A 13126-nucleotide genomic window follows, 5' to 3' on the forward strand; every position below is an offset into this window, starting at 1 on the left:
CGCGACACGGACTGTCGCGGCGCGGGGGATTAATTCTGCGCGTCGAGGGTAGCCAGCTCTTTATCGATAAAGTACAGACCTTCGCCGCTTTTCCCAGCGAGGGTCAGTTTATCGATCACCGATTTAAATAATTTCTCTTCTTCATGCTGTTCAGCAACATACCACTGCAGGAAATTAAAGGTCGGGTAATCCTGGCTGGTCATGGCCGCGTGCGCCAGTTCATTTATTTTTTGCGTGATCAGCTGCTCATGCTCGTAGGTCTGGCGGAACAGCTCGTCGAGTGAGGCATATTCGGCAAACGGGGAGGCGATAGCGTTGATCCGCGGCAGGCTGCCGGTGTCGGTTAGATAGTCGAACAGGCGCTGCATATGGGTCATCTCTTCCTGAGCATGGCGACGCAGGAAGGCCGCGGCGCCTTCAAAACTGTGGTAACTGCACCAGGCGCTCATCTGCTGATAAAGAAGAGAAGAATAGAGTTCAAGATTCATCTGTTCATTGAGTTTGTCAATCATGTCCGTTTTCAGCATCGTTGCACTCCTGGAATTAAATAATAGATGTTATTGGCTGCCACTATAATTTGTTATTTAATTATTTGCAAAAAGTAAATTTAAAAATGTTTTATTTAAAATGCTAATGGGAATAACACGCATTGGCAGTTTAATAATAAATGAGAATGCTTTTAATTTATTATTCATTATTGCCTGGGCGGTCAGGACTTTGTCGCCGGCGGGTGGTAAGGGAGGACGAAGCGGATGCGCCAGCATGCAGAGGGCTGAGGTCAACAGACAGGGGGAGCTTGCGAAAGTGTGAAGCACTGCGTAAATTTTAAAACAACTTTTCATAAAATTTGAAAGTTTGTTTTCAAGGTAGTAGAGTGCAGTCAACGCCAATGACATTCTGCGGGCAGGCCCGCACAGCATTCAGGAGAATAACCATGAAGATTGCACTGATGATGGAGAACAGCCAGGCGAACAAAAACGCCATCATCCTCAAGGAGCTTAACGCGGTTGCCGACGAAAAAGGATTCCCGGTCTATAACGTCGGCATGAGCGATGAGAACGATCATCATCTGACCTACATCCATCTTGGGATCATGGCCAGTATTCTGCTGAATTCGAAAGCAGTTGACTTCGTGGTCACCGGCTGCGGTACCGGTCAGGGGGCGCTGATGTCGCTGAACATCCATCCGGGCGTGGTCTGCGGCTACTGTATCGATCCGGCGGATGCGTTCCTGTTTGCCCAGATCAACAACGGTAATGCGCTGTCGCTGCCGTTTGCCAAAGGCTTCGGCTGGGGCGCCGAACTGAATGTGCGGTTTATCTTTGAAAAAGCCTTTACCGGCCGCAACGGCGAAGGCTATCCGCCGGAGCGCAAAGAACCGCAGGTGCGCAATGCCGGGATCCTCAACCAGGTCAAAGCAGCAGTAGTAAAAGAGAACTACCTCGATACCCTGCGCGCCATCGATCCGCAGCTGGTGAAAACCGCAGTCTCCGGCCCACGCTTCCAGCAGTGCTTCTTCGAAAACTGCCAGGATAAAGCAATCGAAGACTTTGTTCGCCAGATCGTCGCTTAACCGTCATCAGGGCCAGCGCCGCTGGCCCTTCCGTCGTTTATTTTTTCTTCTATTTCTTCTTCTCCGACACGCTGCTGCCGGCCGTTTTGGCCAGATGCAGGCTGTCGATCATCCCTACCAGACAGATCAAGGCGATAAACACAAACGACAGGCGGAAGCTGATCCCCGGTAGTTCAGTAAGATGCAGCCAGTCGCCGACCTGCTCGCCCAGGCGAATGCCAATCGCCCCGAGCGTGATCCCCAGCCCTACCGCCAGCTGCGACGCGGTACTGAACAGCGTATTAGCATCACTCATCTGCGCGGCGGGGACATCGGCGAAGGCCAGCGTGCTTACACCGGTAAACTGGATTGAGCGAAACACCCCGCCGAGATAAAGGATCAGCATGATGGCCCAGACCGGCGTCTGCGGCGTAAGCAGCGCGCAAGCCAGCAGCGAACAGACGTTCAACGCGCCATTGATCAGCAGTAGCCGACGAAAGCCCAGCCAGCGAATGAGCGGTGTGGTGGCGGGTTTAATGGTTAAATTACCGACAAACACCGCCAGCACCAGCAGGCCGGAATGAAAAGGATCCATACCGAATCCCACCTGGAACAGCAGGGGGAGCAGAAAAGGCACCGCGCTGATGGAGGCCCGGAACAACGAGCCGCCGTACATTGTCACCCGGAACGTCGGCACCTGCAGGGCGTCGAGACGAACCATAGGCGCCGCCGCCCGGCGGAAATGACGAATGGAATATAACAGACAGCCGAAGCCAAGCGCGGCGAGAGCCAGCGTCGGCCAGATCTGCGGCTGGCGATCGCCGAGCCGCTCCATCGCGGTCACCAGACTGACCATCGCGACCGAGGTAGTGATAAATCCGCTGAGATCGAAGGAGCGCCGTTCCGTTTCGCGAATATCAGGGATAATGCGCAGCGAAAGGATGATGGCGGCAAGGCCCAGCGGGACATTGATAAAGAAGATCCAGTGCCAGCTGGCGTAGCGGGTTATAAAGCCGCCCAAAGGCGGGCCGATAATGGGGGCCACCAGCGCCGGCCAGGTCAGGGTGGCGATGGCCTTGATCAGCTGGTGTTTCGGCGTGGTGCGTAGCACCGCAAGGCGACCAACGGGGACCATCAGCGCGCCGCCGACTCCCTGAAGGATACGCATGGCGACAAAGATATGCACCTCGGTGGAGAGGCCGCAGAAGACCGAGGCAAGGGTAAAGATCGCCAGGGCGAGAGTAAAAATAGCCCGGGCGCCGAAGCGATCGGCGATCCAGCCGCTGGCCGGGATCAGGACCGCAAGGGTAATCAGATAGGCGCTGATGCCGATATTCAGTTCGACCGCGGTGACGCCAAAATCCCTCGCCATATCGGGCAGGGCGGTGGCGATCACCGTCCCGTCGAGAAACTCCATAAAAAAGGCACCGGCCACCAGCAGCGCCGGCGCTGAAAAAGCACGTTCATCGCGGGAAGAGATCGCGGTATTCATGTTGTCACTGCCATCAAGAGTGTGATCCTGTGCAAAGCGGCTGGAGACGACCCGCCAGCCAGTAAGGTAGATAAAAAAACCTGCGACGGCAGGTTTTATTATCGTTAACGATTTAGGGTACTATTACGCTCCTGAAAAAAGGAGTAATTAATGTCTCAACATCTTACCGAACACGACGAGCTGGTTTCCGATGTGGTTGCCTGCCAGCTGGTTATCAAACAGATCCTCGATGTCATTGACGTCATTGCGCCGGTGGAAGTGCGTGAAAAAATGACCACTCAGCTGAAAGCTATCGACTTCGCCAGCCATCCGGCCTCTGCCGATCCGGTGACCCTTCGCGCGGTGCAAAAAGCGATCGCGTTGATTGAGCTGAAGTTTACTCCACAGGAAGAAACGCATTAATACCAGGCCTCGCCGGATACCGGCGGGGCCTTCTTCTTTAATGGGAAACGACGGTCTGCGCAGGCGCAGGGGCAGCATCTTTGAACAATTTGCTGTTGCCCCAGCACTCTTCGTAGCGATGGCCGACCAGATCCTCCACGATAACCCGCACGTCCGGCGCAATATCGCTAATTTTGCCGCCCGCTTTTATCCGCGCGACTTCCTGCAGCACCACCAGATGGGCCTTCCGGTCCAGCTTCATCTGCTTGCTGAAGACGATGGCGGCCAGGGCTAATGCGATCACCCCGACGCAGAATACCACTGCGATAGCGGTCACCGCGCTTTCCGGTTGGCTGTGCGCTTTTGACTGGAAACCGTAGAAGCTCAGGATCGCCCCCATCGAGAACACCACAATCGAGCGCAGAATTTTTCCTGAGAAGGTCATGGCGCCGGCATAGATCCCTTCCCGCCGGCGTCCGGTGTAGATCTCATCGACATCGGCCAGGAAGGTGTAAACGGTCCAGGGTATATAGTAAACCCCGCCGGTACCCAGGCCGAACAGCACGGTAATGCCGAACATCAGCACTGTCGCCAGGCCGGACGGTAGATGGAAAAACCACAGCGAGGTATACAGCAGAACCGCGAAAATCACGATCCCCAGCGCCAGGATATAGGGTTTGCTGAAGCCCTTTTTCACGCACAGGCCGATAAACAGCGCCGTAGAGATCAGCTGCAGAATCGAGTTCAGGCTGTTCAGCCCGGCCACCATCGCTGGATCGTGTTGTAGAACGAAGATCACGAAATAGGTGAAGATGGAGGCAAACAGCCATTCCGCGCCAAAGCCGCACAGGTACATACCAAGATGTTTGCGGAATACGCGTAGATAAAAAGTCGAACGCATATCTTTCGCCAGCGACAGCAGGGTGCTCAGCAGTCCTTTTTTCGCGCTGGTTTCCACCTCTTCCCCGCGCTCACGCTCCCAGCTGCACAACCACAGGCAGGAAATAGCGACGATCAGGATCGCGCCATAGGTCAGACCGGTGAGGAAGAAAGGGGTGGCAGAATCTTTGCCATACAGCAAAATGAACTGGCCGGGAATAAACGCCGCGAGGAAGTTGGCCAGCTTACCAAAGATAGCTTTATAGCCGGTCAGTTTTGAACGCAGTGAGAAATCATCGGTCATCTCTGTCGCCAGCGTTTCATAAGGCACCATGATAGAGGTGTAGATGATCTCAAACACCACATAGGTGCTAAGGTAGTACCAGAAACTCAGGCCTTCCACCCACAGCAGCGGGTAGAACATCATCAGCGGAATACCGATTAGCAGAAAGAAACGCCGGCGGCCGAAGCGCTTGCCCAAGCGCGTTTTGCCAAAATTATCCGTCAGATAGCCCATCAGCGGGTTGCTGATAGCGTCAATGATGCTGGCGACGGAGAAGATAAATGAGGCCTCGATCAGCGTCAGGCCGCAAAAGGTCGTATAAAAATAGAGTAGCCATGCGCCGCTTATCGCCAGTGCGCCGCTCCCTAACAGATTTCCGCCGCCGTAGGCTAACTGATGGCGTAACAAGATCGGTCTTCCCTGCAGCCCTTCAGAGGCTGAAGCCGTGTATCTAGCCATAAAAAATAAACCTCGTGTTTTATATTTTTGAAACGCTGTTTTTATATTTCTTTATGGTTCGTCAAAAAGTGACCGCGCTCACTAATCCCCCTTATGGGGTAACGGTGATGAGGGAATGGGATCGAGTTAAAACTTTTTTATTCTTGAAAGGAATAATAGGGAAGAAAAAATAGACGTAATGGATTAATAAACCGGGCGGGGCAGCGCAGACGCGCTCCCCCTGGCAGAGCGATAACGGCTTGATTAATGCGCTTTCTGCGCTTCTCCAACGATAGCCATCAGACGCCGATCGGTCTGCTCCATCCCGAGACCGGCTTTATCGGCATTACGAATTTCCTCAAGCACGCTTTGCAATAGCAGGCCATCCTGCTGCTGCTCTTCCGCCAACAGCGTGAGAAACCGCCAGGTGCTGTCATCGCTTTGCGCTTTGGCTTCCTGAGCGAGACCGCTCAGCAGACGACTGCGCTGTTGGTAATCGCTCAGGGTTTGGGTAAACAGATCTTCCAGCGAGGTGCACTCAGGGTTACAGGCGTGGTCGGGATTGACGATCGGCCAGCTGCCGGCTTTTTTCAGGTAGTCAAATACGCGCATGGTGAGGGTGATGCTGCTTTGCGCGCGGGTGCGCAGAAACGTCGCGGCGCCGTCGAAGCGATGCCGGGCGCACCACTCGCTTAAGTTCAGGTAAACGTTAGAGGCGTGAAACTCAAGATTCATTTGGGTGTTTAGCTTTTGTGCCATTCCTGGAACTGCCATAAAAAATATCCTTATTAACCGGGAAGGGGTTACTGGTGCGCGTCAGCGGATCCTGCGGATAACTACAAGATAAAATAGTGACACGCGGCACTGTTGCAGAATAATAAAACTCTACACATTCCGTATGAGTCGGGTATTTTTTCCATTTGCCGACGATTTAAGAATACTCGCTCAACGAAATTAAGAAAACTCTCAAGCGCGGTAATTTACGTTTTGTTACACCATTATTTGTGCAAACTACCAGGGCTGAGATTGTGCGCCGTTGGCAGGGGCTCGCTGGTTTCAGATTGTTTATAAGATATAAGTATTTGACTACGAGATTCGTCGTAGAAGAGAACGGAATAAGTTATTTCATTAGTAATGTTTCAGGTTGATGATCATTATTTTTATTTTTTGTTGCAGGCGCTTTTATCAAGAGGAATATATTTTTTCTTTTCGGAATAAATTACGCCAAAGATCCGTTTTTTCGCGATATTAAGCGGGCCATGTGGCTCAGCGGTGCGAGGTGGGTTGCCATTTGAGTGGCGCACAGGCGATCGCCCGTAGCAGCGCCGTCAATCGCTGATGATAACAGTGCTTTAACCCACCGTTAAACATCCTCTGACAACACAAGGATAAGCCTGCTGATGGTATAGATGATCCTGCTATGCCCCGGTAAAATTGTATGACAATTGTGTCATTTTTTATGTCATTTTTTGCTAAATGTATGTACGCAATTACTGTAATTCCGCGATGTGATAATGCTCTCGTATGGAGAAATAATTTCCGGGTATTACTACTCTAACAACGGCAGTGGGGAATGCGATTTTTCTAATGCCTTGTTTTGATGCCGATTAAATTGTTAATTCCGATTTTTCCCTACATGAAAGCGAATTAAAGCTGGAGTTTACCATGCACAAATTTACTAAAGCGCTGGCGGCCATTGGTCTCGCTGCGGTTATGTCACAATCAGCTATGGCGGAAAATCTTAAACTGGGTTTTCTGGTGAAACAGCCGGAAGAGCCATGGTTTCAGACTGAGTGGAAATTTGCTGATAAAGCAGGAAAAGATTTAGGCTTTGACGTTATTAAAATTGCGGTCCCGGATGGAGAGAAAACCCTGAATGCCATTGACAGCCTGGCGGCCAGCGGCGCGAAGGGCTTTGTCATCTGTACCCCCGATCCCAAGCTCGGGTCGGCGATTGTCGCCAAAGCGCGTGGCTATGACATGAAGGTGATTACCGTCGATGACCAGTTCGTCAATGCGAAGGGCAAACCGATGGAGAGCGTACCGCTGGTGATGATGGCGGCGAGCGAAATTGGCGCCCGTCAGGGGCAGGAACTCTATAAAGAGATGCAAAAGCGCGGCTGGGATGTCAAAGACACCGCCGTAATGGCGATCACCGCCGATGAGCTGGATACCGCGCGCCGTCGCACCACCGGCTCCATCGATGCCCTGAAGGCGGCCGGCTTCCCGGACGCGCAAATCTACCGCGTGCCGACAAAATCCAACGATATCCCGGGAGCGTTCGACGCCGGTAACTCGATGCTGGTCCAACATCCGCAGGTTAAACACTGGCTGATCGTCGGGATGAACGACAACACCGTCCTCGGCGGCGTGCGCGCGACCGAAGGTCAGGGCTTTAAAGCTCCCGATGTGATTGGCATCGGCATCAACGGCGTGGATGCCGTCAACGAACTGTCGAAGGCGCAGCCGACCGGCTTCTATGGTTCTCTGCTGCCAAGCCCGGATATCCACGGCTACAAAACCAGCGAAATGCTATACAACTGGGTCACCAAGGGCGTCGAGCCGCCGAAGTTCACGGCGGTGACCGATGTGGTGCTGATTACCCGCGATAACTTCAAAGAAGAGCTGGCGAAAAAAGGGCTGTAACAGCCTGATTAAACTGGCCCCCGCCGCGGCGCGGGGGCTGAGTGCAGAAGAGCGGAGTCGTTATGCAACAGTCTACCCCTTATCTCTCATTTCGCGGCATCACCATGACGTTCCCTGGCGTAAAGGCCTTGTCCGATATCAGTTTTGACTGCTACCCAGGACAGATCCACGCGCTGATGGGCGAAAATGGCGCAGGCAAATCGACGCTGTTGAAAATTCTCAGCGGCAACTATATCCCGACCGCGGGCCATCTGCAGATCGGCGGCCAGCAGATGGCATTCGCCAATACCATGGAGGCGCTGAATGCCGGCGTGGCAATCATCTACCAGGAGCTGCATCTGATCCCGGAGATGACCGTCGCCGAAAATATCTATCTCGGTCAGTTGCCGCACAGAGGCGGCATCGTCAATCGCTCGCTGCTCAACTATGAGGCCCGCCTGCAGCTGGAGCATCTGGGTCTGGATATCGACCCGGAGACGCCGCTGAAATATCTCTCCATTGGTCAATGGCAGATGGTGGAGATTGCCAAAGCGCTGGCGCGTAACGCCAAGATTATCGCGTTCGATGAGCCGACCAGCTCGCTCTCCGCCAGAGAGATCGACAACCTGTTTCGCGTCATCCGCGAGTTGCGGGAGGAGGGAAGGGTCATCATCTATGTTTCACACCGGATGGAAGAGATTTTTGCCCTCAGCGATGCCATCACCGTCTTTAAAGATGGCCGCTACGTTTGCACCTTTGACGATATGCCGAGCGTCAGCCACGACGCCCTGGTCCAGGCAATGGTAGGCCGCAATCTGGGCGATATTTATGGCTGGAAGCCTCGCCCCTATGGCGAGGAGCGGCTGCGCCTGGAGGAGGTCAAAGCGCCGGGCGTGCGCACGCCGGTTAGTCTCTCGGTGCGCAGCGGTGAAATTGTCGGTTTGTTCGGACTGGTGGGTGCCGGGCGCAGCGAACTAATGAAAGGCCTGTTTGGCGGCACGCAGATAACCGGCGGTCAGGTGTATATCGATGGCCAGCCCGTCTCCATTCGCAAACCGGCCCAGGCCATCCAGGCCGGGATGATGCTGTGCCCGGAGGATCGTAAAGCGGAGGGGATTATTCCGGTGCATTCCGTGCGCGATAACATCAATATCAGCGCCCGGCGCAAGCATATTCACGCTGGCTGCCTGATCAACAACGCCTGGGAGGCGGACAACGCCGATCAACATATCCAGTCGCTGAATATTAAAACGCCGGGCCCGGAACAGCTGATTATGAACCTGTCGGGCGGCAACCAGCAGAAAGCGATCCTTGGCCGCTGGCTGTCGGAAGAGATGAAGGTGATCCTGCTTGATGAGCCAACCCGCGGCATCGACGTCGGCGCCAAACATGAAATTTACAATGTGATCTATGGCCTCGCCGCCTCCGGTGTCGCCGTGGTGTTTGCCTCCAGCGACCTGCCGGAAGTGCTGGGCGTCGCTGACCGCATCGTGGTGATGCGCGAAGGACAAATCGCCGGCGAACTGCTGCATGAAGAAGCCAATGAACAGCAGGCGTTAAGCCTTGCGATGCCAACAGTGAGCCAGGCTGTCGCCTGAGTAAGGAGTAAATGATGTCATCAGTGACTACGTCCGGGGCTACCCGCTCAACCTTTAGCTTTGCCCGCATCTGGGATCAGTTTGGCATGCTGGTGGTGTTTGCGGTGCTGTTTATCGGCTGTGTGATTTTTGTGCCCAACTTTGCTTCATTCGTCAATATGAAAGGGCTGGGGCTGGCGATCTCGATGTCCGGGATGGTGGCCTGCGGCATGCTGTTTTGCCTGGCCTCCGGCGATTTTGACCTGTCGGTGGCGTCGGTTATCGCCTGCGCCGGGGTCACCACCGCGGTGGTGATTAATCTCAGCGAAAGCCTGTGGCTGGGGATCGCCGCAGGCCTGTTGCTGGGGGCGCTTAGTGGCCTGGTTAACGGCTTTGTCATTGCGCGCCTTAAGATCAACGCGCTGATCACCACGCTGGCCACCATGCAGATTGTCCGCGGCCTGGCCTATATTATCTCCGACGGCAAAGCGGTGGGGATCGAAGATGAACGTTTCTTCACCCTCGGCTATGCCAACTGGTTTGGTTTGCCGGCGCCGATCTGGCTGACCGTCGCCTGCCTGGTGGTTTTCGGATTATTACTAAACAAAACCACCTTTGGCCGTAATACGCTGGCTATTGGCGGCAATGAAGAGGCGGCGCGCCTGGCCGGCGTCCCGGTGGTGCGCACCAAGATTATTATCTTTGTGCTCTCCGGTCTGGTATCGGCCGCAGCGGGGATCATTCTGGCGTCGCGCATGACCAGCGGCCAGCCGATGACCTCGATTGGCTATGAGCTGATTGTTATTTCGGCCTGCGTGCTGGGCGGGGTGTCGCTGAAGGGCGGGATCGGCAAGATCTCCTACGTGGTGGCCGGGATCCTGATCCTCGGAACCGTGGAAAATGCGATGAACCTGCTGAATATCTCGCCATTCTCACAATACGTCGTGCGCGGGGTGATCCTGCTGGCGGCGGTGATCTTCGACCGCTACAAACAAAAAGCCAAACGTGCGGCCTGAATTTTAACCCAACTTTTTAGTTTACAGAGTAATTGCCGCCAGCGCCCGTTTCGCTGGCGGTAACTATCAAAAATGGCGAGGTTGGTCACACTGTCTATACTTACATGGCTCACATATAATTAACAACCAGCTTCGGCTGGCCATGATAAGGAGGAAACAGGGTGGATAACCAGATATCTGTACCGCCTGCGCTAACCGGAAACTACGCTTTTTTCTTTGACCTCGACGGTACTCTTGCCGATATCCAGCCGCACCCCGATCAGGTGGTGATACCCGACAGCACGCTGCAGGCGCTCAATGCGCTGGCCCAGCAGCAGGGGGGCGCGGTGGCATTGATTTCAGGGCGCTCAATGGCTGAACTTGACGCGCTAACCCATCCCTGGCGGCTACCGCTGGCCGGCGTTCACGGGGCCGAGCGCCGTGATATCAATGGTAAAACCTACATCGTCTCTCTGCCGACAGCGCTGCGCGATGAGATCGCGGCTGAGCTGACGTCGGCGCTGGAAGCGCTCCCGGGATGTGAGCTGGAGAGTAAAGAGATGGCTTTCGCGCTCCACTATCGCCAGGCCCCGCAGCAGCAGAGCGCCGTGCTGGAGCTGGCGCAGCGGATTGTTCAGCGCTATCCGCTGCTGGCGTTACAGCTTGGCAAGTGCGTGGTGGAGATTAAACCCCGCGGCGTCAACAAAGGGGAGGCGATTACCGCGTTCATGCAGGAGGCGCCATTCGCCGGCCGCGAACCGGTTTTTGTCGGCGATGATTTGACCGACGAGGCGGGATTCAGCGTCGTTAATCAACTGCAGGGAATGTCGGTAAAAGTTGGCGCCGGGGAAACTCAGGCGCATTGGCGGTTGGCGGATGCCGCCGCTGTAAGGACGTGGTTGCAACATCTGGCGTATGACGCGCAAACCGAAAGGAGGGATGACCATGAGTCGTTTAGTCGTAGTCTCTAACCGTATCGCCTTACCGGACGATAAAAAATCGAGCGCTGGCGGTCTGGCCGTCGGCATCCTGGGGGCACTGAGAGCGGCGGGGGGTCTGTGGTTTGGCTGGAGCGGCGAGATTGGCGATGACCAGCAGCCGCTCAAGCAGGTCTCCCGCGGGAATATTTCATGGGCGTCGTTCAACCTTAATGAACGGGACCATGATGAATACTACAACCAGTTCTCTAACGCCGTGCTGTGGCCGGCTTTCCACTATCGCCTTGATCTGGTCAGCTTTCAGCGCGAAGCCTGGGAGGGATATCTGCGGGTTAACGCCATGCTGGCGGACAAGCTTCTGCCGCTGATTGAGCCAGACGATACGCTGTGGATCCATGATTACCATCTTCTGCCCTTCGCCAGCGAGCTGCGCAAGCGCGGGGTGAACAATCGCATCGGTTTTTTCTTACATATTCCGTTCCCGACGCCGGAGATTTTTAACGCTCTGCCGCCGCACGCTGAGCTGCTGGAGCAACTGTGCGATTACGATCTGCTGGGCTTCCAGACCGAAAGCGACAGAACCGCTTTTCTCGACAGCATTGCTATGCAGACTCGCCTATCCGACCTCGGCGATAAACGCTATCAGGCATGGGGTAAGGCGTTCAGTACCGAGGTTTATCCGATAGGGATCGATCCGGACGAAATTACGCGCAACGCTAAAGGTCCGCTGCCGCCGAAGCTGGCCCAGCTGAAGAACGAGCTGAAAAATGTGAAGAATATCTTCTCCGTGGAGCGTCTTGACTATTCGAAAGGGTTGCCGGAGCGATTCCTCGCCTACGAGACGCTGCTCGAGAAGTACCCTCAGCACCACGGCAAAATCCGTTATACCCAGATCGCACCGACCTCCCGTGGCGATGTGCAGGCCTATCAGGATATCCGCCACCAGCTGGAAACCGCAGCCGGACGCATCAACGGACAGTTTGGTCAGCTTGGCTGGACACCGCTCTACTATCTGAACCAGCATTTTGATCGTAAGCTGCTGATGAAGGTCTTCCGCTATTCTGACGTCGGGCTGGTGACGCCGCTACGCGATGGTATGAACCTGGTGGCGAAGGAGTACGTCGCGGCGCAGGATCCGGATAACCCTGGCGTACTGGTCCTGTCGCAGTTTGCCGGGGCGGCGCAGGAGCTGACCAGCGCCCTGATCGTCAATCCTTACGATCGCGACGAGGTTGCCGCCGCGCTGGATCGCGCGCTCAGCATGCCGCTGGCGGAACGTATCGCCCGTCATTCAGCGATGCTGGACGTGATCAGAGAAAATGATATTCATAACTGGCAGGCGCGCTTTGTCGAGGATCTGCAGCATATTTCACCGCGCAGCGAGGAGAGCCGTCTGCGGGGGAAGATAGCCACCTTCCCTAAACTGGCCTAGTTCAGGAAAAGGGCTAACCGGCGTTAGCCCTTTTCAAGGGAAACCAACAGCACATCAACGCCGCAGCTGCCGACGATACTTTTCGCCGAGCAGGTGGCGCGTGAGAAGAGGGAATGGTTGTGATTGCCACAGATCACCAGATCAACACGGTGCGACCGGCAGAAGTCCTTAATATGATGGCCTAGCTCGCCGCAGGCGATGGTCATTCTTTCTATTGGGTAGTCCGCGTGGCGAGCCAGCTCATTGAGAAACTCCCGCGTCTCTTCCTGCATCACTTCACGCAGATTTTCCATCATCGGTGCGGCGAACTGGTTATACAGCTCCGGATCCGTAGCGAGAGTGATTAAGCTCACTTTCGCGTTAACGGGGCGGGCTATCGACACCGCTTTTTTAATTAATACCTGACTCTCCGGCGTTGGCGCGACGGCAACCAGCAGATGGGTATAAGGCATCTGGCCTCCTTGAGATACGCGGAATAACCCTTTCTTCCATTCTTTACTCCTGTTTCCTCGACTGCGCAAGGGCCGATCCCGG

At 54.9% G+C, this 13126-nt stretch carries 15 protein-coding genes; 8 read left to right on the top strand and 7 right to left on the bottom strand.

Going from position 1 to position 13126, the window contains the following annotated elements; translation table 11 throughout:
- Positions 1 to 29: 29 nt before the first annotated feature.
- Positions 30 to 527, bottom strand: coding sequence for a non-heme ferritin (gene ftnA / locus KB892_RS08050; protein ID WP_004141101.1), 498 nt, complete (start codon positions 525 to 527; stop codon positions 30 to 32).
- 57 nt (positions 528 to 584) lie between these two features.
- Positions 585 to 764, bottom strand: coding sequence for a hypothetical protein (locus KB892_RS08055; RefSeq protein ID WP_020801895.1), 180 nt, complete (start codon positions 762 to 764; stop codon positions 585 to 587).
- Between the two features lie 170 nt (positions 765 to 934).
- Here KB892_RS08055 and KB892_RS08060 point away from each other — a divergent pair, with 170 nt between their 5' ends.
- On the top strand, positions 935 to 1573 hold the full coding sequence (locus KB892_RS08060; RefSeq protein ID WP_002911528.1) for an RpiB/LacA/LacB family sugar-phosphate isomerase: 639 nt from the start codon (positions 935 to 937) through the stop codon (positions 1571 to 1573).
- Positions 1574 to 1622: 49 nt separating this feature from the next.
- Here the strand turns inward: KB892_RS08060 and KB892_RS08065 are convergent, their stop codons facing one another.
- Positions 1623 to 3044, bottom strand: coding sequence for an MFS transporter (locus KB892_RS08065; RefSeq protein WP_004148871.1), 1422 nt, complete (start codon positions 3042 to 3044; stop codon positions 1623 to 1625).
- A gap of 150 nt (positions 3045 to 3194) precedes the next feature.
- Here KB892_RS08065 and KB892_RS08070 point away from each other — a divergent pair, with 150 nt between their 5' ends.
- The gene (locus KB892_RS08070; protein WP_002911524.1) at positions 3195 to 3446 is read left to right on the top strand and encodes a DUF2766 family protein; all 252 of its coding nucleotides are present in this window, start codon (positions 3195 to 3197) and stop codon (positions 3444 to 3446) included.
- Positions 3447 to 3483: 37 nt separating this feature from the next.
- On the opposite strand, the gene KB892_RS08075 is transcribed toward KB892_RS08070, so the two are convergent.
- Positions 3484 to 4995 (bottom strand): MFS transporter, encoded by a 1512-nt coding sequence (locus tag KB892_RS08075; protein ID WP_002911522.1) that lies wholly within the window; start codon positions 4993 to 4995, stop codon positions 3484 to 3486.
- 65 nt (positions 4996 to 5060) lie between these two features.
- Here KB892_RS08075 and KB892_RS08080 point away from each other — a divergent pair, with 65 nt between their 5' ends.
- Positions 5061 to 5219, top strand: coding sequence for a hypothetical protein (locus KB892_RS08080; RefSeq protein ID WP_009484442.1), 159 nt, complete (start codon positions 5061 to 5063; stop codon positions 5217 to 5219).
- A gap of 70 nt (positions 5220 to 5289) precedes the next feature.
- Here KB892_RS08080 and KB892_RS08085 read toward each other — a convergent pair whose 3' ends face one another.
- Entirely contained in the window at positions 5290 to 5799 is a 510-nt protein-coding gene (locus tag KB892_RS08085) for a non-heme ferritin-like protein (protein ID WP_004175413.1), read from the bottom strand.
- Between the two features lie 386 nt (positions 5800 to 6185).
- A complete protein-coding gene (locus tag KB892_RS08090) occupies positions 6186 to 6329 on the bottom strand; it encodes a hypothetical protein (protein ID WP_020956669.1) in 144 nt (47 codons plus the stop codon).
- A 361-nt stretch (positions 6330 to 6690) separates the two neighbouring features.
- Between KB892_RS08090 and KB892_RS08095 the strand changes: the two genes are divergently transcribed.
- The 5 genes from KB892_RS08095 to otsA all read left to right on the top strand — a co-directional run bounded on the left by KB892_RS08095 (position 6691) and on the right by otsA (position 12592).
- Positions 6691 to 7671, top strand: coding sequence for an arabinose ABC transporter substrate-binding protein (locus KB892_RS08095; protein WP_002911518.1), 981 nt, complete (start codon positions 6691 to 6693; stop codon positions 7669 to 7671).
- Positions 7672 to 7733: 62 nt separating this feature from the next.
- The gene (gene araG, locus KB892_RS08100) at positions 7734 to 9248 is read left to right on the top strand and encodes an L-arabinose ABC transporter ATP-binding protein AraG (protein ID WP_002911516.1); all 1515 of its coding nucleotides are present in this window, start codon (positions 7734 to 7736) and stop codon (positions 9246 to 9248) included.
- A gap of 14 nt (positions 9249 to 9262) precedes the next feature.
- Positions 9263 to 10243: an L-arabinose ABC transporter permease AraH gene (gene araH / locus KB892_RS08105; protein WP_002911507.1), complete on the top strand. Its 981-nt coding sequence runs from the start codon at positions 9263 to 9265 to the stop codon at positions 10241 to 10243.
- A 161-nt stretch (positions 10244 to 10404) separates the two neighbouring features.
- Positions 10405 to 11193 (top strand): trehalose-phosphatase, encoded by a 789-nt coding sequence (gene otsB / locus KB892_RS08110; RefSeq protein WP_002911505.1) that lies wholly within the window; start codon positions 10405 to 10407, stop codon positions 11191 to 11193.
- A complete protein-coding gene (gene otsA / locus KB892_RS08115; protein WP_004175414.1) occupies positions 11168 to 12592 on the top strand; it encodes an alpha,alpha-trehalose-phosphate synthase in 1425 nt (474 codons plus the stop codon). Before otsB ends, otsA begins: the two co-directional genes overlap by 26 nt.
- A gap of 23 nt (positions 12593 to 12615) precedes the next feature.
- On the opposite strand, the gene uspC is transcribed toward otsA, so the two are convergent.
- A complete protein-coding gene (gene uspC / locus KB892_RS08120) occupies positions 12616 to 13044 on the bottom strand; it encodes a universal stress protein UspC (protein ID WP_002911500.1) in 429 nt (142 codons plus the stop codon).
- Positions 13045 to 13126: the final 82 nt, after the last annotated feature.

The sequence above is a fragment of the Klebsiella sp. P1927 genome (assembly GCF_018204675.1).
Classification (GTDB): domain Bacteria; phylum Pseudomonadota; class Gammaproteobacteria; order Enterobacterales; family Enterobacteriaceae; genus Klebsiella; species Klebsiella pneumoniae.